The 25,342-nt window shown below is 69.7% G+C and carries 23 protein-coding genes and 4 pseudogenes; 17 read left to right on the top strand and 10 right to left on the bottom strand.

Going from position 1 to position 25,342, the window contains the following annotated elements:
* Positions 1 to 206: 206 nt before the first annotated feature.
* The gene (locus ACZ6JS_RS35210) at positions 207 to 851 is read left to right on the top strand and encodes a fasciclin domain-containing protein (protein ID WP_469304141.1); all 645 of its coding nucleotides are present in this window, start codon (positions 207 to 209) and stop codon (positions 849 to 851) included.
* 191 nt (positions 852 to 1,042) lie between these two features.
* On the opposite strand, the gene ACZ6JS_RS35215 is transcribed toward ACZ6JS_RS35210, so the two are convergent.
* A complete protein-coding gene (locus tag ACZ6JS_RS35215; protein WP_469304143.1) occupies positions 1,043 to 1,915 on the bottom strand; it encodes a DUF4394 domain-containing protein in 873 nt (290 codons plus the stop codon).
* A gap of 262 nt (positions 1,916 to 2,177) precedes the next feature.
* Positions 2,178 to 2,636, bottom strand: a complete 459-nt coding sequence (locus ACZ6JS_RS35220) for a winged helix-turn-helix transcriptional regulator (RefSeq protein WP_469304144.1) — start codon at positions 2,634 to 2,636, stop codon at positions 2,178 to 2,180.
* On the opposite strand from ACZ6JS_RS35220, the gene ACZ6JS_RS35225 reads away from it, so the two are divergent.
* The gene (locus tag ACZ6JS_RS35225; RefSeq protein WP_469304145.1) at positions 2,612 to 3,403 is read left to right on the top strand and encodes an NADPH-dependent F420 reductase; all 792 of its coding nucleotides are present in this window, start codon (positions 2,612 to 2,614) and stop codon (positions 3,401 to 3,403) included. The genes ACZ6JS_RS35220 and ACZ6JS_RS35225 overlap by 25 nt on opposite strands.
* A 515-nt stretch (positions 3,404 to 3,918) precedes the next feature.
* Here the strand turns inward: ACZ6JS_RS35225 and ACZ6JS_RS35230 are convergent.
* Both ACZ6JS_RS35230 and ACZ6JS_RS35235 read right to left on the bottom strand, forming a co-directional pair.
* Positions 3,919 to 5,244, bottom strand: coding sequence for a phosphotransferase (locus ACZ6JS_RS35230; RefSeq protein ID WP_469304147.1), 1,326 nt, complete (start codon positions 5,242 to 5,244; stop codon positions 3,919 to 3,921).
* 574 nt (positions 5,245 to 5,818) lie between these two features.
* A complete protein-coding gene (locus tag ACZ6JS_RS35235) occupies positions 5,819 to 5,992 on the bottom strand; it encodes a hypothetical protein (RefSeq protein WP_469304148.1) in 174 nt (57 codons plus the stop codon).
* 792 nt (positions 5,993 to 6,784) lie between these two features.
* Between ACZ6JS_RS35235 and ACZ6JS_RS35240 the strand changes: the two genes are divergently transcribed.
* The 3 genes from ACZ6JS_RS35240 (at position 6,785) to ACZ6JS_RS35250 (ending at position 8,502) form a co-directional block, all read left to right on the top strand.
* Positions 6,785 to 7,183: a hypothetical protein gene (locus tag ACZ6JS_RS35240; RefSeq protein WP_469304150.1), complete on the top strand. Its 399-nt coding sequence runs from the start codon at positions 6,785 to 6,787 to the stop codon at positions 7,181 to 7,183.
* A 149-nt stretch (positions 7,184 to 7,332) separates the two neighbouring features.
* The gene (locus ACZ6JS_RS35245) at positions 7,333 to 7,740 is read left to right on the top strand and encodes a hypothetical protein (protein ID WP_469304152.1); all 408 of its coding nucleotides are present in this window, start codon (positions 7,333 to 7,335) and stop codon (positions 7,738 to 7,740) included.
* Between the two features lie 363 nt (positions 7,741 to 8,103).
* Positions 8,104 to 8,502 carry a hypothetical protein gene (locus ACZ6JS_RS35250; RefSeq protein ID WP_469304154.1) on the top strand — a complete coding sequence of 133 codons (399 nt, stop codon included), beginning with the start codon at positions 8,104 to 8,106 and terminating at the stop codon, positions 8,500 to 8,502.
* 216 nt (positions 8,503 to 8,718) lie between these two features.
* Here the strand turns inward: ACZ6JS_RS35250 and ACZ6JS_RS35255 are convergent.
* Together ACZ6JS_RS35255 and ACZ6JS_RS35260 are read right to left on the bottom strand one after the other, a co-directional pair.
* Positions 8,719 to 9,250, bottom strand: a pseudogene (locus ACZ6JS_RS35255) (hydroxymethylbilane synthase); the annotation flags it as partial.
* A 21-nt stretch (positions 9,251 to 9,271) separates the two neighbouring features.
* A complete protein-coding gene (locus ACZ6JS_RS35260) occupies positions 9,272 to 9,799 on the bottom strand; it encodes a hypothetical protein (protein ID WP_469304155.1) in 528 nt (175 codons plus the stop codon).
* Positions 9,800 to 10,666: 867 nt separating this feature from the next.
* Here ACZ6JS_RS35260 and ACZ6JS_RS35265 point away from each other — a divergent pair.
* The gene (locus ACZ6JS_RS35265) at positions 10,667 to 11,083 is read left to right on the top strand and encodes a hypothetical protein (RefSeq protein ID WP_469304157.1); all 417 of its coding nucleotides are present in this window, start codon (positions 10,667 to 10,669) and stop codon (positions 11,081 to 11,083) included.
* 492 nt (positions 11,084 to 11,575) lie between these two features.
* On the opposite strand, the gene ACZ6JS_RS35270 is transcribed toward ACZ6JS_RS35265, so the two are convergent.
* Positions 11,576 to 12,229 (bottom strand): hypothetical protein, encoded by a 654-nt coding sequence (locus ACZ6JS_RS35270; RefSeq protein ID WP_469304159.1) that lies wholly within the window; start codon positions 12,227 to 12,229, stop codon positions 11,576 to 11,578.
* 742 nt (positions 12,230 to 12,971) lie between these two features.
* On the opposite strand from ACZ6JS_RS35270, the gene ACZ6JS_RS35275 reads away from it, so the two are divergent.
* Positions 12,972 to 13,220, top strand: a complete 249-nt coding sequence (locus ACZ6JS_RS35275; RefSeq protein ID WP_469304161.1) for a hypothetical protein — start codon at positions 12,972 to 12,974, stop codon at positions 13,218 to 13,220.
* A gap of 421 nt (positions 13,221 to 13,641) precedes the next feature.
* Positions 13,642 to 14,874 carry a hypothetical protein gene (locus tag ACZ6JS_RS35280; RefSeq protein WP_469304163.1) on the top strand — a complete coding sequence of 411 codons (1,233 nt, stop codon included), beginning with the start codon at positions 13,642 to 13,644 and terminating at the stop codon, positions 14,872 to 14,874.
* Between the two features lie 1,657 nt (positions 14,875 to 16,531).
* On the opposite strand, the gene ACZ6JS_RS35285 is transcribed toward ACZ6JS_RS35280, so the two are convergent.
* Positions 16,532 to 17,167: a hypothetical protein gene (locus ACZ6JS_RS35285; RefSeq protein WP_469304165.1), complete on the bottom strand. Its 636-nt coding sequence runs from the start codon at positions 17,165 to 17,167 to the stop codon at positions 16,532 to 16,534.
* Positions 17,168 to 17,622: 455 nt separating this feature from the next.
* On the opposite strand from ACZ6JS_RS35285, the gene ACZ6JS_RS35290 reads away from it, so the two are divergent.
* The 7 genes and pseudogenes from ACZ6JS_RS35290 (at position 17,623) to ACZ6JS_RS35320 (ending at position 22,111) form a co-directional block, all read left to right on the top strand.
* Positions 17,623 to 18,255 (top strand): DUF4241 domain-containing protein, encoded by a 633-nt coding sequence (locus tag ACZ6JS_RS35290; protein WP_469304166.1) that lies wholly within the window; start codon positions 17,623 to 17,625, stop codon positions 18,253 to 18,255.
* A 132-nt stretch (positions 18,256 to 18,387) separates the two neighbouring features.
* Positions 18,388 to 18,588, top strand: a pseudogene (locus ACZ6JS_RS35295) (IS110 family transposase); the annotation flags it as partial.
* 51 nt (positions 18,589 to 18,639) lie between these two features.
* Complete coding sequence (locus ACZ6JS_RS35300) at positions 18,640 to 19,134, top strand: hypothetical protein (RefSeq protein ID WP_469304168.1); 495 nt, start codon at positions 18,640 to 18,642, stop codon at positions 19,132 to 19,134.
* Between the two features lie 217 nt (positions 19,135 to 19,351).
* A pseudogene (locus ACZ6JS_RS35305) lies at positions 19,352 to 19,441 on the top strand (MerR family DNA-binding transcriptional regulator); the annotation flags it as partial.
* Between the two features lie 347 nt (positions 19,442 to 19,788).
* Positions 19,789 to 20,331: a hypothetical protein gene (locus ACZ6JS_RS35310; protein ID WP_469304170.1), complete on the top strand. Its 543-nt coding sequence runs from the start codon at positions 19,789 to 19,791 to the stop codon at positions 20,329 to 20,331.
* Complete coding sequence (locus ACZ6JS_RS35315) at positions 20,274 to 20,537, top strand: hypothetical protein (RefSeq protein ID WP_469304171.1); 264 nt, start codon at positions 20,274 to 20,276, stop codon at positions 20,535 to 20,537. Before ACZ6JS_RS35310 ends, ACZ6JS_RS35315 begins: the two co-directional genes overlap by 58 nt.
* Positions 20,538 to 20,905: 368 nt before the next feature.
* The gene (locus ACZ6JS_RS35320; RefSeq protein WP_469304172.1) at positions 20,906 to 22,111 is read left to right on the top strand and encodes a hypothetical protein; all 1,206 of its coding nucleotides are present in this window, start codon (positions 20,906 to 20,908) and stop codon (positions 22,109 to 22,111) included.
* 281 nt (positions 22,112 to 22,392) lie between these two features.
* On the opposite strand, the gene ACZ6JS_RS35325 is transcribed toward ACZ6JS_RS35320, so the two are convergent.
* Positions 22,393 to 22,542: a hypothetical protein gene (locus ACZ6JS_RS35325; protein ID WP_469304174.1), complete on the bottom strand. Its 150-nt coding sequence runs from the start codon at positions 22,540 to 22,542 to the stop codon at positions 22,393 to 22,395.
* A 770-nt stretch (positions 22,543 to 23,312) separates the two neighbouring features.
* Between ACZ6JS_RS35325 and ACZ6JS_RS35330 the strand changes: the two genes are divergently transcribed.
* Together ACZ6JS_RS35330 and ACZ6JS_RS35335 are read left to right on the top strand one after the other, a co-directional pair.
* Entirely contained in the window at positions 23,313 to 24,506 is a 1,194-nt protein-coding gene (locus ACZ6JS_RS35330; RefSeq protein ID WP_469304176.1) for a tyrosine-type recombinase/integrase, read from the top strand.
* A gap of 118 nt (positions 24,507 to 24,624) precedes the next feature.
* On the top strand, positions 24,625 to 25,143 hold the full coding sequence (locus ACZ6JS_RS35335; RefSeq protein WP_469304175.1) for a P-loop nucleotide/nucleoside kinase family protein: 519 nt from the start codon (positions 24,625 to 24,627) through the stop codon (positions 25,141 to 25,143).
* Between the two features lie 93 nt (positions 25,144 to 25,236).
* On the opposite strand, the pseudogene ACZ6JS_RS35340 reads toward ACZ6JS_RS35335, so the two are convergent.
* Positions 25,237 to 25,342: pseudogene (locus ACZ6JS_RS35340) on the bottom strand (DUF5999 family protein); the annotation flags it as partial.

Below are 25,342 nucleotides of genomic sequence, written 5' to 3' on the forward strand. Positions count from 1 at the left end.
CCGGCGGACACACGATCACCGTCCGCGCCACCGACGGCACCGGCCAGGTCCAGACCGAGCAGCGCGCGCGGACGATCCCCGACGGGGCGAGCGGCTGGCACAGCGTTTTCGTCACCGTCCCCTAGACCCCGACCGGCCCGCTTCGGGACCGGCTCGGCAGCACCATCCGCAGAAGACCGACAGACGCTCAAGGGGAGCAACTGATCATGAACAGCCTGAAGATCCGCCGTACCGCAATCGCCGTCGCCGCAGCCGCCGTGCTGCCCCTGTCCCTCGTCGCCTGCTCCGACTCCGGCGACACCAAGGCCGCCCCCGCGGCGGCCGGCGACGAGGCGAAGACGGGCGCGAACAGCCCGAGGGACGACTCGATGACGAGCGACGAGCCCTTCGGCGCGGCCTGTGCCGGTGTCCCGGCGGAAGGCGCCGGCTCGTTCGACGGCATGGCCAAGGACCCGGTCGCCACCGCGGCCTCGAACAACCCGGCTTTGTCCACTCTCGTCGCCGCGGTCAAGCAGGCCGGCCTCGTCGACACCCTCAACAACGCCCAGGACATCACGGTGTTCGCCCCGACGAACGACGCCTTCGCGAAGATCCCGAAGGCCGACCTCGACAAGGTTCTCGCCGACAAGGCGACGCTGACCAAGATCCTCACCTACCACGTGGTCGGCCAGAAGCTCACCCCGAAGCAGTTGGAGAACGGCAGCTTCGAGACCCTGCAGAAGGGCATGGTCGCCACGAAGGGCTCCGGCGAAGCCTACAAGGTCAACGACACCTCGAACGTGGTCTGCGGCAACGTGAAGACCGCCAACGCCAACGTCTACCTCGTCGACACCGTCCTGATGCCGAAGTAGCCGGCGTCGGGCCTCCAGCCCCGGTGGCCGTTCTCCCGTTCAACGGAAGGGGAGAACGGCCACCGGTCGGACCACGGCCGCCCGGCATGACCGTTCGTGTCGGCCCGCCCGGCTTGATCGTTCGGGTCGGCCCGCGCGGCACCCCGCCGCGGGTGGTGTGCACAGGCCGGGCAGCCGAGGGCGACCCGGGACTACTTCTGGTCGATGGGCAGGGCCAGGTCGGTGACCTGGTACTTGTTCGGGAATGCGCCCTTGTCGGTGGCCTTGCCGGTCAGCACGTCGACGGCGTAGAAGCGGTAGGTCCCCGGGGCGCCGATGGCGGCGAAGCCGTGGTTCGTTCCCGCGGCCGGGTTGTAGTAGATGTCGAAGCCGGCGTCGAGGGCGGCGTCAACCCCGAGCTGGCCGGTGGGGGCGAGCGTGCCGGCGTTGGCGGGGGACTGAAGGGAGATGCGGTCGGCCACCGTGTCGAGGTCGAACAGGGTGGTCGCCGTGGTCGCGTTCAGGTCGTTGTTGGTGTAGGCGGCGCCGGTCACCCCCATGGCCGTCGACGGCGGCGTGGTGGGGTTCACCAGGGTGCCGTCGACGGTGGTGCTCAGCGGCGCGGCCGGGTCGTCGATGTTGTGCCGCAGGTTCTGGCCGGTGTTGGAGATCACCCGCAGCCGGTTGGCGGCCGGGTTGAAGTCCACTCCGAACGCCGTCCCGGCGAGTGCCACGGTCAGCTGGGACACCTTCATCGCTTTCGCGTTCTTCGTGTTCAGGGTGTAGATGCCGCCCCGGTCGCCGACGCCGTACAGCTTCTCGTCCTGCGCGCGGAAGTCGATGCCGACCAGCTTCGTGTCGCCGGCCAGACCGGTCACCCTGCCCAGGGCCCAGGTCTTGGCCGGCTGGGCCACGTCGAACTCGACCAGACGCTGCTCGACGGTCAGCCCGATCGCGCTCAAGCCGGCCGTGTGGTCGTGCGCGGGCAGCGTCTGCGGCGGGGTGTCAGCCGCTGCCAGTGCGGGTGCCGCGCACAGGGCGGCCACAACGACCGCGGATGCCGCGATCAGGGTGCGGTTGCGCATGCTCACTCCTTCATCGGTGCCAGGGCCGAGTCGGCCGCCGGCTCGCGAAGGGTTCGGCACCGTCCTGACGGCGGACAGGCCCTCGGGGCGAACGCCACCCGCATGGCGCAAGGAGTGATGCTGCGTGCCGCACCAGGGCAGTCGCCGCACCGCGAACCCGCGCTACGGCGGCAGCCTGGAGCGGCAGCCCGCGGGCCAGGTCCCGGATCGTGCAACGTCCTTGCCGGCTCCCGTTACGGCAGCCCCGTTACGCCACCTCCTGTCACGCCGGCTCCCGTACGCCAGTTCCAGTCACGGGGGGATCTTCCCGCAGCGCGAAACCGGCTTGGGCCTCCAGTACGGCTTCGGCGTAGCGCCCCGCCCACGCACCCATCGCACGGATCGGGCCCAGCAGCGCGAGGCCCGCCTCGGTGAGGGAGTAGTCCACGCGTGGTGGCGCCTCGGCGTACGCCTGGCGCACGACCAGGCCGTTGTACTCGAGGCGGCGCAGAGCTTCGTTGAGGACCTTGGGGCTGAGCCCGCCGATGCGGGTGATCAGCGCGCGCGGCCTCATGGGTCCGCTCTCGCCCAGGACGTAGACGATCACGCTGTCCCAGCGGTTCGACAGCACTTCGAAGGCCACCCGCGCCTGGCAGTCCGCCGCGTACTCGCCGCCGCCCAGGTCCTCGCCCAGGTCCTCGCCCAGGCCCTGGGCGTATGCCTCTACCACTGCGTCGCTCATGCGAGCATCCTGCCCGGCCCGATGCACACCATGTGGTGTGCATCGGCCCGCCTAGCGTCCTTTCCGTCACACCTCGCACATCTCGAGACACGGACGACAGGAGCAAGCACATGCGCATCGGCATTCTGGGTACAGGGGCGATGGCCGCGGCCCTCGGCGCGGCCTGGGTACGCGCCGGCCATCACGTTCGAATGGGCGGTAGGGACACCGAGGCGGCTTCCCGCACCGCCCTGCTCACCGGCGCCCCCGAGCACGGCAGCCTTGCCGAGGCAGCGGCCCACGGGGACGTGGTACTCCTCGCCGTACCGGCCGACGCCGCACCGCAGTTGGCCAAGGAGCTGGCCCCCCTGCTCGCGGGGCGGACGGTGATCGACTGCAGCGTTCCCATGGCGCCGGGCGAGGACGGTCCTGCCCTGACCACGGGCGGCACCACCTCCATCGCCCGGCTCATCTCGGACGCAGCCCCCGGCGCCCATGTGGTGAAGGCGTTCGGGGTGTGCCACGAGAGCATCTGGACCCTGGACCGGCCATCCTTCGAAGGGTCCCCCCTGGCCGTCCCGTTCTGCACCGACCAGCCCGGCGCCGCCACGCGGGTGGCGGAGATCATCACCTCCATGGGCTGCACGCCTCTGCCCTGCGGCGGGCTCGATCGCGCCGCCCTGCTGGAGGCCACTGCCGTCTTCGCCGTCGGCGTCTGGTGGTCGGGCGCCGAGGCCCGCTTCGCGTTCCCGGCCCCGGCCCTGGCCCCGGGGGCCGTGGACGACTAGCCAGGAACTGTCCGGCCGATCCCGCGTGGGACCGTGGACCGAGACACCCACAACGACCCTTGGCCAGGGCCGAATTCCTCGTCGTTCTCGGTCCTGACATGGACGACGAGGCCGAGTGCCACGCAGAAGCCGGTGGGAGCCCAGTGCCGGAAGCGACGCCGGGGCAGAGGTATCGAAGACGAGACGCAGACCGCGCACACTTCGAGTGCGTCTCGGGTGCCGAGCCTCGTCCGGCGGACGTGCTCCCCCCGACCACCGGGGCTTCCGGTCGCCCGCGCCGGCGCTCGCGACTGCGACGTGAAGCGTGCGCGGGCCCGTTGACGAGGCACCGTGCCGCCGCACCTGCGTGCCGGCGCCCGGCCGAGACCGCCGGGAATCACTCGGAGGGCGCGCCCGGACACCCACCGCCCGAGCGGGACGGCGGGGTTCCGTCCGGCCCGGGCGGAACGGAGCCCCGCGCGCGAAGCCGTGCGCTCCTCTACCTGATCGCCACCACACCCCGGCATGCCACAAGATCAATCGTCGGTCACGGCCCGGCTCACACAGGTGAGCGCCCTACGGACCTCACTGACCGGGTCGGTCTCGTGGTACGGCCGCTCGCTGGTCTCGATGTGGTCGAGGAACTCCTGGTACCGCACCGCGTACGCGAGGTGGAACAGCGGCCCGACCAGGTCCAGCGCGCGTTCCGGCGCCGAGCCGGGCACGTGTTCCCGCCACGCTCGCGCCCACACCTCGGCGATCTGCTTCCACCGTTCCCCGTCCACGTACTGACGCGGGCGCAGCCCGTCCAGGGCAGGGTGACCGAGTGCGGAGTCGGCGTAGTCCACGACCACCGCCCGGGTGCCGTCGGAACGCCAGTTGCCGGGGTGGAAGTCGCCGTGGACCAGGGTGTTCGGCAGCCCGCAGGCCGCCAGCTCCTCGGCCAGCGCGGGCAGCCGCGCGGCGAGCGCCCGGGCGGCCGTCATCTCCTCGGCCGTCAGCCGGTCCTCGGGCTCCTCCTCAGCCCCGTCGGGCCATGGACCGGGCGACCCCGCCTGCTCTGCCGCGAGCCGGTCGAGCAGTGCGTCCACCTGGGCGGCCAGCGTGGGCACGGTACGGTCCCGAAGCCCCGCCGCGGCGGCTCGGCCGTCGGCGGCCAAGGCCGCCTGAGCGGCGACCAACCGGGGCACCACGGCGAGGACCTCTTCGGCGGACGGGCACCACAGGTCCTCACCGGGCACGTGGTCGAGCAGGATCCGGCCGTGTTCCGGATCGGAGCCGAGGACGGACGGTACCAGCGTGGGGTCGACGGACCCGAGCAGCGCGATCACCAGGCCCTCAGGGGCGTTGAAGGCGGGGTTGACCGTCTTCAGCCAGGCGTGGCCGCCGTCGGCGGTGCGAAAGCGGAAGAGACCGGACAGGTTCCATGTCCGGACCTGTTCGGGCCGGTCGACGGCAGGCCGACCTGCTCCGTCCAGCGTCTTCTCGGCCCAGGCGACTGCCTCCCCCAGCCCCGAAGTCGTGGCCCAGGCCGCCCGGCGCTCGGCGGGTCCGAGCAACGCGGTGACCTCAGGCGTCACCTGACGCGCTGTCGGGCCGGCCGGCCGCTCCAGCGCCTCCACGTGGTAGAACACGTGGCCGCCGTGCCCGCTGCTGCCATCGCTCGGCGCGCAGGCGAGCCGGAGCACCACCACGGGCACCCCCAGCTCCCGCGACACCCGCTCGACAACCGGCGCGGCGGACGACCACCAACCTCCCTCCACCTCGTACGGGCCCAACAGGCCGAAGTATTCGCCCCCGTGGGTGAGGTGGACGCTGACCGTACGACCGCTCGCCTGCTGCATCCGGGCAAGCTCTCGCATTCCAACCCATCCGCGCGACCCATTTTCCGCCCTCTCGACGAGTCGTAGTCGTCGGCAGGGCGCGCTCGGGAGACGACGCGCCGCGCCACCGCAGCCGACGGCCGTGGTTGAGGACGTTGACCGGCGCCGCGGCGGCGACCGCGTGGATGCTGAGCACGGCGAGCAGCCCGGTGACGGCGTTGCCGCCTGAGGGAGCGCGCCGGGCGTCGCGACCGGCGTGGGCCCGTTCCACGGCGCCGGGCACGGCCCCCTGCCGGAAGGCCGGCAGGCCGGTGGAGGGAGGTCGCCGAAGGCCGCCGCACAAACCGTGCCTCCGACAGGGATCGGGCACCCGAGGGGCGCCCTCCCGGCCGCATCCGGTTACGGGCGCGACGCCTGGGCTTCTGGCAGTGGTTTCGCGCCGCCGCCCGGGGCGCGAGGACCGCCACCGAGCCGACACGGCTGCTGCGCCGCAGGCTGAGCGCGCGGTGGCCGCGGCTCAACCGCCTGGGCGCAGCCGGACGGTCGGTCCGCACCCAGCGGTCGGACCTGCCCCGCGCACACGTCGCGCGTCCTCTGCGGGCTTGACCCGGTTTCAGCGCCCCTTCTCGTCGGGACGTGTCTTCTCGCCGTCCACGCCCTCGTCGTGGGCCGGCTCGGTTTTTTCGCCATCTCTGTCGGCCGGCCGACCGGTGGGATTCAGGCCGGCCCGGCGCGTGCGTTCCTTCTCCTCGCGCTGCGGCTCGGCATCCTGGCGCTTGTCCTGCACGATGCCACCCTCCTCCTGGATCAGGTCTCTTCTTCCACCCTCCCACTCCACGGCCGGTGGGGCGCACCAGCGGCCCGGGGGCCGCGGCGGCGGGAGTACGCCGAATACGATCACGCATCGTGGTCGCAGCCGGGTGGGGGCGGCCGCCTTGGTGGCCACGCCCTCGGCGCGGGCCGACCTGGCCGGAAGGCACGCTCGGAGCCGCGAGGCCGGCCGTTGCGCTGCCGCACGACACCGTGCTTGCGGAGGCGGTATCGCTGCGTCTCTGCTACTGCCGTCACGGCGCGGCGGTACGCGGAAAAATCGGGATCAGCCACGGCTGTGTCGTGCGGCAGCCCCGACGCTGGCCGACGCCATGTGATCCGCGGTGATCGCGTACCCGGCCAGTGATGAGGGCGGCTGGTCCCGCCGCGAGGTACCCGAACACGACCGGACCGGCTGCGCCGCGCGGCCGAGGCTCTGTGAGTGCTCCAGCGGCGTGCTGGTGGGCCCGGCCGACAGGGGAGTCGACGGAGACGGATGAGTAGCACGGGCGTGGCTGATCAGCGCTCCGCGCGTTCTACGGCCTCCACGCCTCACTGAGCAACCGCCTGCGGATGTCTCGCGCCGCATCCAGCAGAACCGTCACGTGCAAGCCTCCCTGGCGGGTCGCGGTCCAGAATTCTCTGCACTCACTTCGCCGAATGCTCCGTGGCACTCGGGTGAATCGGAGACGCATGCCGGAACCGATATCGGAACTGAGTTGTTGAGCGTGGGCAAGCGCCGCATGGCGCCCCTCGGAAAGGAATGCCCATGAGCTCTGTCGTCCGCGCTGTTTCGATCATCGCGCTCGCACTCGGCACTGCCGTATTCGGCCACGGCGCTGCACTTGCAGCGGCGGCCCCGAAGGACAGCCCTGTAATCATCCAATGCAACAACCCGACGAGCCTTTCCCTTGTGGATGCCTCGGGCGGAGATTCGCTGGTGAGCCAACTGATCGAGGTCCTCGGTGGTACCAACGAGGGCAACAATGCTTCCGCGGTCGACACAGGTGCAGGCGGCGAGGCCTCCGGCGGGGACGCCTCCCAGTCGGCGAACAAGAACCGCTGCGGTCTGAGTTCCGACGTCGACGCAAGCACGCGCATCGACAACAGTCAGCGTGTCGACAACAGCCGCAACCTCGACATCGACAACGGCCCCAGCCTGTTCTGACCTGTCCGGGGGTAGGCGCCCTCGGCCTGATTGCGCACAGAGAAGAGACCACCCCGAGCCTGCCGCGCGATCACTGCACCGGAGCGCCTCCCTCGCCGTCTGTACCGGGCACGCTGATGTCCTCCTGAAATCCCCAAGAAAGGAAGTCCGTGAATTCTGCCGTCCGCATCGCATCGGTCATCGTGATCGCCTTCAGTGCCGCGGTATTCGGCCACGGCGCCGCGATCGCTGCGCCTGCCGGGGAGGACCGCCCTGTGGTCATCCAGTGCAACAATCCGACGAGCCTGTCCCTCGCCGACGCCTCCGGTGGGAACTCACTGGTCAGGCAGTTGATCTCGCTCATTTCAGAGGGAGAAGCCACCAACGACGGAAACCTCGCTTCCGGGGTCATCACCGGCGAAGGGGGCGTTGCCAGCAGCGGCGACGCGTCCCAGTCGGCCGACGACAACCGCTGCGGTGCGAGTGCAGACGTCGATACGAGTACGCGCATCGACAACAGCCGGCGTGTCGACAACAGCCGCAACCTCGACATCGACAACGGCCCCAGCCTGCTCTGAACCGCGATCCGGGCGAAGCCGGCCGTGGTGCCGACTCGCAGGACCGGCGCGGCGGCCGCGGTCATCTCCAGGCCCGCGCGTCCCTGCGGGTGTTCCGGCGGCGCGTGGCGTACGTGGGCCCTGGCGAAGGCCGGGGCCCTGCTGGGCGGCAGGGAGCCAGGAACCCCGGTCCGACCTCCGCCTTGCAGTCCACGGCCGGCCGCCCCGGACTGTCTGACCTGATCCTCGCCGCTGTCCTGTGCCAGCGATTCTTGACCAAATGCCGCTGGAGTTTGATCACTGCACGGTTCGTGCCATCGAACCTTGACCGCCCTGGTCAGGGCCTCACCAGGCGGTGTCAGACTCCTGTTGCATGATCGCCTCATGCTGATTGCGACCAACGAGCGCGGCCACGTGGTGAAGCGCGCCACCAAGCCCGCCATCGGGATGATGCTGGCCAGACTACAACGGGGCGATGCCCACATGGTCGTGGAGCGGGTGGACGAGGAGCGGCCAGGAAGCTGGTACATCCAGGTCCTGCTGCGAGAGAACAACACCTACCAGCTCGAATACCGGGACGGCGCCCCCGAGCAGCACTTCCAGACCATGACCGTTTCCCAGGAGAAGGTCCTCGCGGCACTGCTCGGCTGGGCTACCGCGAAGCCGGGCTGGAAGGACGGTTTCATGTGGAACAACATCGGTGAGCAGTTCAGCTCCAGTGACCCCGCAGCTTCGGAGTCCGCCGACGCTGCGGAGCAAACGACGGCCCCGGGACCCCTCTGACCAGGGCGGCAAGGTTCGATGACGCGAACCGTGCAGTGATCAAACCTCAGTGGCGATCGGTCAAGGATCGGTTGCACAGGGCACGCAACGTGTACACCGTCCGGCCATGCGCTGACGCGAACGGCGAATCCGCCGTTCGCCCCGGCAGCATTGGCTGGCCCATATGGGTGATCAGCCGGTTCGGCGAGTACAGCACGCCCGAACTCGGCAGCCCGAGGCGCGCAGGCAGAGGTCTCCGGCGCGTTCGGCGCGGGCGTATCCGGCGAGGGGGCTGTCGCAGCGGCCCTGGAAGACGTGCAGCAGCATGCGTTCGGCGTTCGCGGTGGGTGTCGGGGTGGCCGAGGGCGCTGACGGTGTCGATGAGTTCGGTGGCGTCTTGGCGGCACGGGAGGGCGAGGGTGTCGGCGCCGATGGGCGGCATGAGAGTGTCGACGGAGATGATTTCGGTGAGGGCGTCGGTTCGGCCGATGCGGTGCAGGCCGACGACGGCCAGGAGGAGCGCGCCGGCCTCGCCCCGCTTGGAGGTGTTCCCGGCCGGCAGGGGCCGGTCGGCCGGGACGGCCTTGGCGCAGTGCACGGCGAGATCGGCCTCCCCGGCAATGATCGCCGCGTCGACCTCCTTGGTGAAGGCGCCCTTGCCCTCGACCGCGCTGAGGTCGCCCATCCACTTGTCGTCGGTGGTCTTCACCGGTAGGACGGTGGCCAACGCAGCCGAGCTCGCGCAGAGAGCTGCCAATTCCCCGGCCAACTGCGCAGCAGATTCACAACTCTACGAGGCACCAAGCTCTCCTACGGTGTGCGGATCCCACCCGTCCGGGTGCCGTTCGCAGGACGTCCAGGGGGTGAGCGCCGAGGCCGAGATGACCTCTCGGCCCCTGGGGTATCCCAGGTCGATCCGCGCGGCCTGGGCGAAGGAAAAGTCGACCTCGACAAGCCGCACGGCGGCAGCCAGTGCCGCAGGCAGCTCGGACACCAAAAGCGGCTGCGTCGGCACGCCGTATCGCGTGTAGCGATCGTCGTGCTCCTCGTCCCAGGTGAACAGATACGGCGCCCGTGCCAACTCCACGACGCAGTGCTGAGGACAGTCATCCTCCACGCACCCCGCATCGAACCACTCCGGGTGCCGCGTTTTGGCCCAGGTCGTCGCCTCATCCAGGGTCTGTTCATGGGCGTTTGCCGCCGAGGGCACAGGGCCGAACGCGGAGTAGAACAATCCGACTCGGCCGAACGGATCTACCGCCCACCAGTGGAACTGGAGTCCCCACCGAGGATGCGCAAAGGTGCCCGATATCGTCATGAGATAAGAATATTGGAGGTGCCGTAACTCCTTCTGTGCCACCGGGCCTGACCTACATCGAAGCCTGGCGTTCATTCCGTCCGATCCGGTCGTACCCAGTTTGTCCAATTGGGTACCGCACTCCCCGGTCTCGAACGACGACTGACTGGCCGACTCGGGTGCTGCTATTTCTCAGCAACATCTTGAGCCCGGCACAACCACGACTGATCCTCAGACCCACCCACAAATGCTCGCGGGTTACACCTACGCAGCCAGTGCGCCAAGGGGCCGTTAGACCCCTGCCCCGATCCTAGGAGCGGCCAGGGGGCCGCAGCCCACGACCCGCACCAATCGGTCGTACGGGCTAGGTCCCGCTGAGGCGGGCCACACCGACGGCTTGTCCATGACTCCCAGGCGCCGGGGGAGGGCGGCCTCGATGTGGGACCTCAGCGCGCGGCTGCTGCCCTGCCTCGTACGGCCGCTGATCCGAAACTCTCGGTTCTTCGTCCACCCCCGCACAACGAGCCAGGCGCTGCCTGGGCTGTCGGCCGACCGAGAGGCCAAGCTGCTGGCACGGGACCCGAAGGCGGCAGGCGGATCGGGCGTCTGCTCTCTGCCGTTCGTTCCGCGCTCGGCTGCTCCGCAAACGCTTCGCTCACTTCACTCGCGGGGCCGTCGAAGACCCCGCCCTGGTCCCGTGAGGAGAACTGGCTGTTCCAGAACGCAAGCGAACGCTTGCCCGCTTCTGTGCCGTCGAGTGCCCCGATCGGAAGAGTGGGGTGTTTGAAAACGTTGTCGCGGTGCAGACGATTGCTTTAAGGGCCCTCCTTGCACCCGGCCTTGACCACCGTAAGGAGGCGCCTCCGGCAGGAACATAGGCTGTGGGACATGGACATGAGGACGCTGATCGAGGACCTGGTGGGAGAAGCCGAGGGGCTCCTCCGTGATCAGTTGTGGGTCCTGACACCCCGGCACCGCACGGTCCTCGCGAAGGCCGCCGCCGACCTGCACGCCGCCGTCGGCGCTCCCCAAGTCCAGGAGGCGCTGCCCGTGATTGACCGCCTGGAACACCTGCGGGAAGCGCTCGCCGCTGTGGCCATCGCTCTGGCCCACTGCCACGGGCATACAGCCTGGTTCCTCGGCGCAGCCGCTACCGCTCTTACTCCCGGCCTGCACTGGCGCGCCTTGCCTGCTGAAGACAGCCACACCTTCGGTGCCGTCGCACCGACTCCTCAGGAGTACTCCGAGGCCGAAGACGCAGTCCGCCGGCTCCAGAGCACCCTGGCCTACATGGCCTCCGCCTGACCGATGAGTTGTGGGCGGTCCTGGCGGAGGTCGGCGGGAACGTCGCCGCGTTGTACCGGCGGATGACGGCGGACCGCTATCCAGGCAATACTCGCGGCGACGCGAACGGGATTATCTCATTTCCTGGCAACGGGACCCACCAGTCCAAGCGGCAAACCCGTTCCGAGAGATGCAGTGATCGGCACAGCGCGAGCACGTTCAAAGCGTGTGATTGCACTTCTCCCGTTCAGCGGGTAAGCCCAAGTGGGCGCCGCTCTGGGGCTGCGCGGGCGGCCGATACGTGCCAGAGGGGCAATGGGATGATCTTGAAGTCATGAGAGCTCCGCGGCCGCCACCCCGCCACCCCGCCACCCGTGGCCGGGAGGACCCGGCTGAGGCCGAGCCGACCCGGCGGCTCAAAGCGCCCAAGTAGCGGCAGGCTGCCCGCACCGCATGCCGCTGGCTGCATCGTCTGGCGTTCCCCGGCCGGGGAGCGCCACGGACAGCCGGGGTTCAGCCGCCACTCGAGTTGGCCGAGGCCGAACCGCCGGAGAACCAGGTCGAGTGGGACCGCGGCCGATCGCGCGTGCTGCGCTCGGTGCGCAGCTCCACCACGACCGCGGCCGGGCTGAGTAGGGCCTCCAGTGCGTCGGCGAGCCGCTGCGGGTCGCCGCCGAACGGGAGCGGGGCGAGCCGCTCCCGGCCGCCCCGCAGGACGAGTTCCAGCGCGAGCGTGGAGACGGCCGGCTTGCGGTCCCCCTGGTACGGCTCCACCACCTCGTGCGTCAGCCGCACCTCGCGCAGGGTGTCGACGGGCAGCCAGTCGTCCGGCCCGGCGGCCCGGACCAACCGCAGGGAGGCGGGCACCCCTGTCGGCGCGAACTCCACCCGCAGGATGCGCCGGGCCTGGGAAAAGGCCAGCGCCAGCCAGCCGAGCAGGTACTCCAGCCCGGCGATCACCCCCACCACCACGAACACGGTCGACGCCCGCGCTTCAGCCAGCGCCATCCAGAAGGCGACGAGCAGGGTCGGCACGCCCAGGACGAGCGGAGTCAACAGTGCCGACCCCGCAGAGGTCAGCACGTTCCACGCCGGCCCGGCCGGGCCGGCGCGCAGGACCAGATCCGTCGAGTCGGGGCCTTGTCTCAGCAAGGGATCGATGGCCATGCCTCCAACGTAGGACCGGTCCGCAAGAGCGCCTCGACCCCAGGCGGCCGTTGAGGCAGGACTTCTGACGGCCCGTATCCATCAGTCGGCGGGCGCGGCGGGCTCCCAGGGCTCGAAAACCTCGGGTCGGGCCACTGCTCGGCGACGGCCATCAGCGGCTAGAGCGTGGCGCCGTCCGTGGGTACGCGGTGATCAGCCGCTTGAAACCGCGTATACGCGGTCCGTTCGATGAGGTCACAGCCCACCCCAGGCTCCAGACGATGGTTAACATCACCACCAACGACACTGAGCCGAACGGGTGAGGGGCCGGGAGAGATGTCCCCCACCCGGCTGGGCGGCGGCGACGCAGGGCCATCGGGGGCATCGTCGTGAGCCTGTGGGCCAACCTCCGGCACAAGGGCGCCAGCCCACGCCGTCGCGAAGGCAGCGACGGCCGGGTGGGCTTGTCGATCCGGGGCAACGGCCTGCGCGTGACCGGCGTCGGTGCGCACATGGACAGCCACGGGACAGGCGTCCGCGCCCGTCTGATTCCCGCGGAGAAGAGCCTTCTGCCTCGGTGACGACATTTTCGGCGCTGGTCACCGACCGCCGCGGGGGGATCTGGACCGCCTACGGCGACGAGGGCATCTACGGCGGCCACCCAGGGTCCCCGGCTGTCTGGATACCCGCCTCAGTCCGAGCCGTTCTCCGAAGCGCTGGGGGAGGCGGCGCAGACCGCGGGTGATGGCCACTGGTGCTGGCCTTGTCCGACGTGGTCCGTCGCGCCGGCCAGAGGCGCCTCGCCGGCCGGGAGGAGGAGTTCGGCGAGGACGCCGAGAGGATGGCGTCGGGCTGGTCGGCCGAGCGGCTGCGCGGCCATCTCGGCGAGGACGTCCTGGCCGTGCTGATGCAGGACACGGACTGGCCGCAGGTGGCTTGCCAGCTCCAGGCCGTCACCGCGAACGCCGCCCTATCAAGGCCGAGGGCACCGACCGCTGGGCCGGCCTCCTGAAGACGACGACGCCCGGGGGCCTGGTCCGCGACGCGATCGCTCCTCCCCGGTCTGGCCGGGCATCGCCGCCGCGATGGCACGTCTCGATGGCGCCGGGATCGACGTCGCCCGGATCCTCACCGACGCCCACCGAGCGGGGCCGGGGTGGACCAGGCCGTCGCCGCTGGTCACCGCGGTCACCGCCAAGCCCCCCGCATGGCTGACGGGTATCAGCACCGCAGCGTGCTCGGTGCCCTTGCTGCCGGCCGGTGCCGGTATCGCTCCGGCGGGCGGCGCCCGTATGCGTGTAGCGGCTGCGGAGTGCCGGTGGGGCGTTCATGCTGCGGGTGTGGATACGGGTAGTGCTGTGCCGGAGGGTGAGGCCGGGTCCTTGTGCCGAGCGGGGTTGCCGAGGTGGAGGGGACATGCCACGGGCTGTTGCGTGGCGCTCGGGTTGCTGGTGTCGGCCGCGGTGTTGTTCCGGGCGGGACTGTCCGATGCGCTACGGGCGCTGACGTTCGGCGGCCGTGTCATGGGGGCGTTGTTCCTGGTCGTTGCGCTGGTCGAGGTTGTCGCGGCCGGGGCCGTGCTGGACTTCTGGGGCCGGCGTGCGACGCGGTATTCGGGGCCGGCGGTGCTGTTCGGCGTGGGCACGGTGGCAGTGACGAGCCTGGTGCTGCTGGTGCTCCAGTGGGAGGGCGGCTACCGTGCCGGCTGGTTCTGGCTGTGGGCGGCCCTGGCGGCGTGGGCCGTGTGGGCGATGTGGGTGCTGATCCGGGAGAGGGTGTGGCGGGGCATGCCACACCCTCGGAGTTTCGCCACCGGTGTGGCGGTGTCCGCCCTGATCGGCTCGGCGAGCGTGGCGTACTCGGCGATGTACGTCCCCTACGTGGCCCCGCCCAAAGTGCCGTTCATGGTCTCCTTCGGAAAGCCGGTCCTCCATCCCGACCGCAAGCGGCTCTACGTGCCGGCCCGTTTCACCTTCCGCAACGAGGGATCGGTGAGCATCTTCGTGGTCGGCACCCTGTGGTCGGCGCAGCTGTGGCCGTCCGCCTTCCGCCCGCAGGGAACGGAGCGCACCCGGTGGCGACAGGAGCTCGGGGACGGCTGGGACACCCACCGGCAGGAGCACTTCAACGCCGCCGCTCGGCTGCTGGCCGCCGGACAGATTTCCAACGCGGGGTCCCGGCTCGACCCGGGCGACGACTTCTCCAAGGACGCTGTCATCGAGGTGCCGGTGGCCGCCGGGCAGGGCCGGGTGGAGCTGTTCGCCTCGGTGTCATTCATCCGCGCCGACCGCTGCAAGCTCGCCAACAGCTACACGGGCTCCATCGAGCACTCATGGGATGTCGAGGGCGAGGAGCACAGACACCTGCGTGATGCTCCTTCCTGGCTGGCCCAGCCCGGGGACGACTTCTTCCGCTACCACTCGAGGATCTACCGGTCCAGCGAGGTGATGCGGATGACGCAGGCACCGGACTGGGCCGCGATGTGGTGGGTCATCCCGAAAGGCAACGACGCCGCTCCGTACATGGAGGTGCACATCTCCCGCGATCCCGATGGACGCGAGGTGCTCAGCGAGGACGAGCAGGAGCCGTACGGGATGAAAACCATGAATAAGGGTGTCGACCAGCCCGTCGCGGTGCTGCTGCGGCTGGCCGGAGACGGCGCCTGACGGCCAGCCCCAGCCACGCTGCGCATGGCCTCCGTCCGAGTGGTCGAGAGCGCAAGCGGCCGCACACCTGGCCGGGGCCGAGCGACAGCCCCGGGGGATCGCAGACCCGACAGGCGGGTGTTCCGGTAGGGGCTGCGGTACCCGCCCGACAGCGGGCCGCCTCGGGCGCTGGCTGTGCCGGTGGCCCCCGTGCGGTGTGGGTATGGCGGGTGTGCTGGATTCCATGGTCGTAGGTGGCTGCTGGGGGTGAGGTCCGGCGAGGGGCAGGCCTTGGAGAGGACCGCATGGTTGGGGTGGATGGCGGCATCGTGGTGGATGGCCTCGTGGGGGGAGGGAGGCTCGGTCCATGACGACTGCCCCCCGCCTGCCCCGCCTGGCGGTGGATCCGGATGAAACACGTGAGCTGGAGCGGCTCACACAAAGAGTGGAAGAGGCCTCGGCCACGCTGGACCGGGCACGCGCTGCCCTGAGTGAGGCCGCTGGACGGATTGCTGCCGGCTACGAGCGGCGCGGACCTGCCGCGGTCGCCGCCCAGGTCGGGTGGTTCCGCCAGACGCGTCCACACTCGCGGCAGCTCACCGCCGCCGGGACGCCGATGACCAGCAGGATGCCGCGTGAGTACCGCCCCCGAGCATCCGCACGGCTGGACCCCGCAGCCGTCGGCAACGGTCGAGGACTGCGGGCCACGCTGACCCGCATCGCACCGGACGCGGTGGCCACCTTCGACGCCGAACGAGCAGCCGCAGTCGCTCGCGCCCGCGAACAGGTCAGCTCCGCCCCCATGCACCGCTTCCTACGGCAGTGGGCCCTGCAGATCGCCATCGAGCGGCATCCGGACCTGGCCGCGCGGCTGCGCCACCTCGAAGCCCGCGCCGCGCACGTCACCGACCCCGAGGACGGGCGGATGTCGCGGCCGAAATCGGCCGGATCCTCGACAAGGCCGCCGCCGAGGCCGGCCTGCCCCACGGCGGGGAGTCTTGAGCAGCTGGCAGTGGGAGTACGACCCGGATGCCGAACACGCCGTCAAAGGCCTGCCCCACACCATGTCGTCGCCGAGGTCGAGCGCCTGGCCCAGGAACTCGTCGCACTCGCCGATGTCGGCATGGACGTCACCGACATCGGTGATGGAGCCCGCAAAGGCGTACCCGGAGGGCCTGCGCCGCATCCCCCTCCTGACCGACGGCTGGTTCTTCGCCCTTCCCCTGCCCCGCCTCCACCTCATCGCCATTGTCCGCGTGACCCCCCCGGCTCACCGACATCTGAGGGTGCTCAGACCCAGCCTCGCCGGGGGAAGGGCCGCGTTCGGCCGCATGCTGTGCGCCGCGGGTTGGACCGATGCCGGCCAGGGGAGACCACCGGCAGTCGCACCGGCCCGGCGCCTGGACCGCCTGAGCGCCGACGCTTTCTGGCAGGGGGCCTCCGGCTCGGCCCTGGTGGGTCGTCTCGTGGATGCGGCTCTCGCCTGCCTGACCACCCGCCGGTGCACTTGCCGCTCTCCGGCTCCGGGCCTTCCTTGCAGCGGCCCGCTCCCACCACACCCGCGGCAGCTCTGCGTTGCTGACTGCCTCTTCTCCCGGTAAAGACCTTGGCGTAGATCCCCCGGCGGCGCCGCTGCCTGCGCGACGCTGCTGCCGTGGGGGTGCGGTAGACGGGTCGGTCAATGTTCGAGGTCGGCGCGCATGGCGGCGAAAAGGCGGGCGGCGTCGGCCGGGGTCGTGCGGGGGAAGAGTGCGACGGCGGCGGTGGTGGTGTCGGACCAGCCGCAGATGACGTCGGTGGTGCTGGCGGACTCCGGCAGGCTGAGGCACTCGAGGGACCCGCCGAATGGGCCGGGCTGGTACGGCTTCGCGGTGGTGGGGGTGCCGGTGGAGCCGTTCTGCAGCGCGTAGTCGATCAGCCCGCGCCAAAGGTGCTCGCGACGCTTGTTCGGGTCCTCCGGAACGCTGTCGACGCCGACGAAAAGGATGCGGCGGCCGGAGGTCTGCCCGGCACGGTTGTAGTCAGCGACCACCAGGTGCATGCCGTCACGCATCTCGCCCGGGTCAACCGGGACGTCGGAGACCGCGCCGGCACCGGTGGCCTTGGTGAGCCCGCCGGCGGTGGCGGCCTCGGCCAGCGTGTGCTTGCCCGAACCGGCGGGCGAGGTGGAGGAGGCGGGCGCGGAGACCGCGGCGGAGGCAGGGGGAGGAACGGGAGGGGCTTCGGCTTCGGCTGCGGGGTCGCAGGCGGTCAGCGTCAGCGTGGTTGAGAGAGCAATCGTGGCGAGGAGCGTGCGGGGAACAAGGATGGGCATGGCGGAGTCTCCCGGGGAGTGGTGGTCGGCTGGGCTGCTGGGCCCAATGGCCGCACGCTAGTGGCCGACTGGGCGGGCCGGTGCCCCGAGACCAGTTCCCTTACAGCACCGGGACATGGTGGTGACGCAAGAGCCCGGCGATGACAGGCACGGTGGTGCGAGCGTTGCGGGCCGCGGCCGGTAGGTGCTGGACGGGGAGCAGTGGTGATGACTGCACGAGGGCCAGGCGCCTTCAAAAGCCTTTCCTGGTACACATCTTGGGGAGCGATCCCGGATTGCGACGATGCAAGAAGTGCCGATGTCAGCGGGCCCACGTAGCTTTCGGTTGACCGCCCGGCCGGGTGGCAAGGAGGGAGTGAGACATGGAGTGGGTCAGGGACGCGCGGCTGGCAGCCGGGCCTGAGGCCACCTGGTACTTGGAGGCGGCTTTCACACCCGGTGCTCACCTTGGGACGGTGTACGACGATCCGATGACGCCGGTAGTCGTGACGGGCATCGAGGAGCTGACGACGATCCGCGTACCGAGCGGCCGGCTTGTCGTCGATGCGCCATGGCACGACGACCAGGTTTGGGAGTACCAGAGGGGCCTGCCGACCAGGCCCCCGCGGGAGCTGGCGGTGCGCGTTCCCCCGGGCGTCTACCGGGTAGAGATCGCGTGGACGGCGGGCCCGTACGAGTTCATGGGCGAGCACGTGGACGGTGTTGAGTGCGCCGCGACGCGCCTGTGCATCAGCGACGACCCTGTCGTCGGATGGGAGATGGGCCTGAGTGTCGAGGACGACATCGCCCAGCTGCAGCCGGGCGAGGAGCCCCGCTTCTTCTCCGATGCCAATGTCGGCTGCTTCGCCGATGCAGGCGCGTGGACGACCTTGTCCGCACCGTTTCGCACGTTCATAGACGGGGTCCCTGCCCCGCGCGAATCCGAGCAGCTGGCCGACGGGTGCGAACAGGTACGCGATGAGTCGCGGCAGGCCGATCTGGTCACGTTCGGGGCCGAGTCGGGCGGCGTCGTCTGGTTGGGCCGCACGAAGACCGGCGACGTGGCGGCGATCGTCGTCACCAGCGGCATGCCCGATGCCAAAGCATGACATCGCTGCCGCCTCTCCCATCCTGCAAGTCGCGCAGCCGGACGTGGCTGCCCGCTTTCACCGGGTGCGGTGTAGCCGAAGCGGGCGCGGGTCTCGACGGTGATGCCGGTGCGGGTGGCGACTTCTCACACGTGGGCTTTCGCCTCCCTGAGCGGTCCCACTTGCGCGGACGCCCACTACCGGCGCCGCCGGGCAGGAGGGGACTGGCATATGAGGGCCCTGCGGCGGCGCCTGTTCAACCGCATGCTCGGCCAACTCCACCACCTTCGGACACGAGTTCCCTTCGACGAATCCATCGCCTTCCCCACCGCCTTTGCTGGAAGGGCGGACTGAGCAGGGGAACTCGGTCGTGACTGATGCTGTCGATGGGATACAACGGTTGGTGTGACGGTCTTCTATTGTGCAAAGTGCGGTGCCGAACTCACCCCGGACCTGCAGAAACTTCAGGGCATCCCGGACATCTCGCTGCATGACAAAGACCGCGACGGCAAGACGAGGCTCGCCCCTTCGACAGTGCCGCGAGGCAGCTACGCCATCGATCCCGAACCCTGGGGCGCCCCCTTCGCGACACCAGGCACCCAGGCGGCGCGCGCACTTGTGAGCAGGGCTCTTCTCATGCCGCCCGGCATGACCGACATGGTCTCCGTCGGCCCCCGGGACTCTGTCATCGTGCACCCGGAGGACGTGCCGAGCCTGCAACTGGCCAGCTCTCTGGGTATTCACCACGGTTGCTGCGGACCTCTTGGAACGGGAGGCCCCAACCTGACGTGCATGTGTGGGGTTGCGGTGGGAACCCTTGCCGCGGACTGTATGGGCCCGCACGAGCTACATCTGGATCCGCTGCGGACGTACGCCTTCACGCCTGACACATCCCTGTGATCATGAACTATTCGATCCTTCCAGGCCTGTGTCCCTGCCGGGCACCTTGACGGCTTGACTGCATGAGGTGTCTTTCCACGCGATAGCCGAGGGAGGAGGTCATCCGTATCCCGGGGGCTGGCGGCCGCGCAGAGGGGTACATGTACCGGTATGTCCGCGAGCGTTCATGACCCGACGGCGGCCTGCACTTGGAGCACGCGGGCGTAGGCTCTCGGGGATGCGGATAGGCGAGTTGCCGAAGCGCACGGGCGTGAGTCCGCGCTCACTGCGGTACTACGAAGAGCAGGGCCTGCTGACCAGCTCTCGTGGAACCCACAGACCACCGTCGGCTGGTCCACCTTCCACCTCCTGACCGGCTGCACCCTGCAAGGCCTCGGCGAAGGCATCAGCGCGGCCGCCGCCAGCGCCGTACTCGCCGCCAAGTTCCACCGCTGGCAGACGGACAAAAACATCCTGTGGGCGGTAGCAGCCAGCAGCGCGATCGCCGTCACAGCCTCAGGACTGCTCCTCTCCACCTGGGTATGGCGCATCGCCTTCCAGGTACCACCCGTCATCGCCCTCCTGCTGCTCCTCGCCCTGCCCTTCCTCCGCTCCTACAGATTCCTGCCCTCAGCCCTCTACACGGAGCCAGGCGGCTCCACGGTGATGCTGCGCATGACCGGCGCACACACCCTCTTCGTCTGTGCCATCGCCCTGACCGTCGAAAACGGTTGGTGGTCCCCCTCCGTCGTAGCCCTCCTGGCCCTCGGCATCGCCCTCCTGGCCAACTGCGCGCGTCGGATCGCCGGGAGGCGCGAGGAATTCCCTGAATGGGTCGGCGGGACACCGCTGATCTGGGCCTGGGTGAGCGGGGCCGTGCAGTGCACAGCATGGCTCTACTGCACCCTCGTGCTGCAACAGGTCTTCGGCTACGCCCCATGGACCGCGGCGGGCTTCCTCCTACTCGCTGTGCCCATGGTTGCGTTCCTCGTCCACCCGAAGTCCATCTCCGCCCGCTGGCCGACACCGGCCAGGATCACCGGCCTCCTCGCCACTGCCGGCGGCCTGCTGTGGCTCACCGGCCTGTCGAACCCCGGCACCTTCCCCGCACCCAGCCTGGTGGCGGCGCTGACGCTCGTAGGAGCCGGCACCGCCGTCCTGTGCAGCCCCCGGTCGGCCTCGACGAGGAAGAACACAGGGCGTTCGGTACCCAGCTGAAGTACAGCGGAGCACTCGCCACGGCCCTCACCACCAGCCTGCTCACCGCGTACACCAGCTCCGGGGTCTCCAACATGGCCGCAACAACCCGTGCCGCGAGGGCCGACGCCTACACCGTGATCCTGATCGTCTGCGCCGAAGTAGCCATCGTGGCCGCACTCGCCGGCGCCGTACCCCTGATACGCCGCATCAGAAGCCTCTTCTGAACCCCGACCCGCCTCCCGTAAGCAGGAGATCCTGAGCCCCAAACGGCCGCGAGAGGCGGCCCAGCAGCACAGGGGGAAGTGCGCAACGGTGTGTTGCCCCCTGGTGTCGCCCTGCAGCAGTCGGGCGGTAACCAGGAGCACAAGCGCGCCAGGAGCGCCACGAGGTGGATCTCGCGCGGCTCCTCCCATGACGTGCAGTTCGGTGGGCGGCGATGTCGCTGCGGCGGCACAGATGTGGAGTTCACCGCCGCTTCGTAGGTGCGGCGTAGAAGCTGGCCCGGGCTGACCTCAGGGACAGCCTGCTCCCGGTCGGGGCCGGGCCGATATCGCGTGGCGGCCGCGCCCCCGGTCGGGCAGGGTGCCCGTTGATGAGCGATAACGACGTGATGCCCTATGCCCGCTTCGACTCGGTCGAGGGCCTGCTGCAACGGGGACGTGGCCTGGGCCCCGTACGCGCGCTGCGGAATCCCCTGGAGGCCGCGCCCATCGTCTACGACGGGATCCGGCGGGACTGGCGGTGGAACGGCTTCGACGACCGCGCCTGCTACCTCGCCAGGCTGGTCCGGGACCTGGGAATGTCGCCGGCGCCGGTTGTGGAACTGCTGGCCGGGGACGAGGGTCAGTGCAGGCGGGCTGCCGAGGTGCTGGAACTGCTCGCCCTCGATGATTGCGACGAGGCGCGCGAGGCCCTGCGCAGCCACGTCCGGCAGGGCGCGCACTGGGCCTCCGTGCTGGAGTCCGTCTCCCGCATCTGGCCCCTGGAGTGGTGGGAGGACCTGGGTGAGTCCGCGCGGGCGAGGATCAGCGGTGAGCCGGAGCCGCCGTGGTTCACCGAACCGTGGACCCGCTTCGGGATCAAGGTCCAGCGACCCGATCCGGGCCCGACCCCTGACGATCTGACCGGCCTTACGGACGACGAGCTGCTCGACCTGCTGGCCGAGGCCGGCAGCAGGGTCGACGCCCTGCGCGAGCTGTCCCGCCGGGATCCGGTGGAGGGCCTGATCCCGCTCGTGCCCTCCCTCGTCACCCCGGACGGCCGCCAGCCCCTTCCCCGGCTCAGGCAGGCCGTCGACCGCCTCGGCGCCCTGGCCGTTCCGGCCGCGCGCCGGTGGGTGGGCGACGAGCGGCAGTGGCTGGCCCGGCTCGGCTCTGACGTCCTCGCCGATCAACTCGGCCCCGAGGTGATCCCGGTCCTCGTGGCCGAACTCGCCGACCAGTGGCGAAACCGCGCGTGGTGCGGCCCCGACGCCACGGCGAGGCGGCTGGCCCGATTCGGGCCGGCGGCCGCCGGGGCGGTGGCGGACCTGCGCAGGTTCTGGCTGCGCACCCCGCACTCCTACGAACGGGCCGCCTACCTGGAGGCACTGGCCGCCATCGACCCTGGCGGGCTGGACTACGCCCACACCGAGTCCCTCTGGGACTGCGAGGAACGGGCCCGGCTCCTGGGCATGGCCCACGCGCCGGACCACCCCGAAACCCTGGAGCGGATCACGGCGCTGCGCAACGACCCGATGGAGACCCCTGACGTACGGGCAGGCGCCGAGGCACGGCTGGCCGCCACGCCCACCCCGTGATTGCCCTGACCCGATCTGGACAGTCAAGGGCCGCGGTGCCTCCCGTTCTCGTGAACATCGACCACGGACCGATTCGGACGCCTTCCGAGACGGTGAACAACCGCCGCCAATACCCTGTGTCACCGTCATGCCTCGCGCTGGAACCATGCGGGACGGCCGGACCTCGCGGACTGGGTCGGACGGACCATCTACCAGCCGCCGCAGGGGCCCCAGGCCGTGGAACGGTCCTGCGAGTTCCCCGACTGCCCGCGCTGGACCGACAGCACCAACGCATCGTTGTGTCACACGCACCACAGCCGGTGGCGCAAGCACGGGGTCGCCCTGATCTCAGCGGTTGGTACGACGACCTCGCCCACCGCGGCGACCTGAAGATCCGCCTCGGCCAGCTCGCCCCCGGACTCCGCCTGGAGTTCCAGTTCGGACTCCAGCACCGCCTCGATGAAGAGCTCCGTTTCACCCCCGCCCGAGACGTGCGCCGCGCGGTCGCCTGGGCGTCTCAGGACCGGTCACCAGCCTCGTCGACTGGAGCGAAGCCCACTGGCGGGACCACGTCGCCCCCGCCAACCCCGACGGCCAGCGTTCGACCCACAACGTGGTGGCCTTTCGCTTCATCGCGGACACACGCTTCGCACTGGAACACCTGCTCATCGCCGATGACCCGTGGGCCGACCAGTACCCGCGCGAGACCTGGGACCTGCGCCATCTCGCCCTGGCAGAGGGCGAGTCGCGCTACCTGCGCTTTGAGGGCATCCCCCAGCTTTGGCTTCGCGAGCTGACCAGACGGTGGGGCCGGTGGAGGGTCAGTACGGGCATCAGCGTCCACACCGTGGCGAACAATCTCCGCTCCCTGGTCCACTTCGCCCGGCATCTCCCGCCGAACGCAGCGCCCGCCGACCTGACACGCGCACGGATCGAGACATGGATCGCCGTCCTGAGCATCGACTACCCAGACGTCTACACCCGCCGGACCGCGGTCAACGCCCTGAGCCGGTTGCTCACAGACACCCGGGCCCACGACTGGCAGCCGGACCTCCCGCGCAACGCAGTCGTCTACAACGAGGCCCCGGCCTTGCCGCCGGCCAAGCCGCGCTGGATCTCCGAGCACCTCATGCGCCAGCTGGAAAATCCCTCCAACCTGGCACTGATCCCCAGTGATGATCTCCGCCTCATGATTCCCCTGTTGATCTCCTGCGGCCTGCGCATGAAGGACGCCCGGCGCCTGCGATTCGACTGCGTCACACACGACAACACGGGCGCCCGCCCGTTCTTCCCGATCAGCCAGGACCTGGCAGACGAGATCGCAGAACAGCAACGCCGGGCCGTGGCGAGATTCCCGGCCGGGAGCCGCTTCCTGTTCCCCAGCGGGCAGGCAAACCTCAACGGCAGCAAACCCATCTCGGACACCTGGTGCTGCAGCCTCATGGAGAACTGGCTGCAGCGCATTCGTCTCCTCGACGAACACGGACGTCCCGCGCGGGTCACCTTTCACCAGTTCCGACACACGCTGGGCACCCGGCTGATCAACGCCAACCTCCCCCAGTACATCGTCCAGCAGCTGCTTGACCACATGTCGCCGGAAATGACGGCCGTCTACGCGCGGCTCCACCAGAAGACCCGCGCTGGCACTGGGAGAGGGCCCTCAAAGTCGACGCCGACGGCGAACCTGTCGAACTGCCCACCGACCATCCGCTCGCCGACGCCGCCTGGATGCGTCTGTCCCTCGTTCGCGCCAAGGTCAGTCTCCCCAATGGGTACTGCGGGGCCCCCATCCAGACCGACTGCGAGTACGCCAACCCATGTCTGGACTGCCGGTTCTTCATCACCACCGGCGACTTCCTCGACCAGCACCGACGCCAGCGCGATGAGACCCGCAAGCTCATCGGCGATGCCGAGAGGGCCGGCTCTCCCGGATCGCCGAGAAGAACACCCGCACGCTCGGCAAGCTCGACGCCGTCATCGACGCCCTGGAACAAGCCGGACCTCAGCAGATCGTGGCCGGCGGGAAGTTGACCGATCTCGATGCCGCCGGCTGACAACACCCGCTTCCTCATCGAAGCCTCGAAAGCACGTAGTAAGCAGGCACGCGAGCGAGCCGAGGAAGCGGTCAAGGCCGCTGCCCGTCGCAGCGAGCGACCCACAGTCGTCGGCATCGCGAGCGCCGCCGGTGTCTCCCGGTCCTAATACACGCAGATCGACCTCATCACCGCGATCAACCAGCTCCCACAGCGAGCCCCTGCCCCACGCCGGAATCCACGGCATGGGGCCACGGACGCCTCCCTGCAACGCATGCTGGAGACCGCTCTCGACCGCAACCGGCAACTCCGAGACCAGGTCGCTGATCTCACCCGGAAACTGGAGACCGCCCACGGCGAAATCCGCCGCCTCCGCACCCTGACGGGCGCGCCATCGAATGGACCTGCTGAGCACCGCTGACTCTCGCGGCGTGTCGGCGAGGGTACTGCGCAGACCGGACCTGTCCGGCGTGACTCCGTCCCCCAGATAGGGTCACCAGCATGATCATTTGGCTGAACGGGACCTTCGGCGCCGGCAAGACGACGACCTCGAAGGAACTTGCCGCGCTCCTTCCAGACGCAAGGGTTTTCGACTCCGAGACCGTCGGCTTCATGCTGAGGCATGTCCTCAACTCCGTTCCCGTCAAGGACTTCCAGGAATGGCCGCCATGGCGTGGTCTGGTCGTGGAGACCGCGTCGCAGGTCCTCGACTTCGTCGGCGGAGTGCTCGTAATCCCCCAGTCGGTGCTGGTCGAGCAGTACTGGGGAGAGATCCACGCCGGGTTGGCGAAGGCTGGCATTCCGGTGCGGCACTTCGTGCTGCACACCGATCCAGACACGCTGGCCCAACGCATCGAGAGCGACATGGTCGAAACCGGCGCTCGGCAATGGCGCCTGGACCACCTTCCTCGCTACCAGGACGCCCTGACCTGGCTGCGTCGAGAAGCCGAAGTCATCGACACCACTCACCTCTCGCCCACCCAGGTTGCGCAGACGATCGCGAGCAGCGTTTCCAGCTGAGCGACTGGAGACGGTTCGAGCACCCGACATCGACATGTCCGTCTCGCAAACCACCAGGTCACAGGCTTCAGAGACCACAGAGATCGACATAACCTCGAAGAGCGGCAAGCCGTTGCAGAGCAGGCTCCAGCCCTGTTCAGGATGGTGAGCTACTGGTCGGGCAGCCTCTTTGTCGGAAGCATCTGAGCTGGGGCAACAC

It is taken from the genome of Streptomyces sp. NPDC046349, from assembly GCF_055587885.1.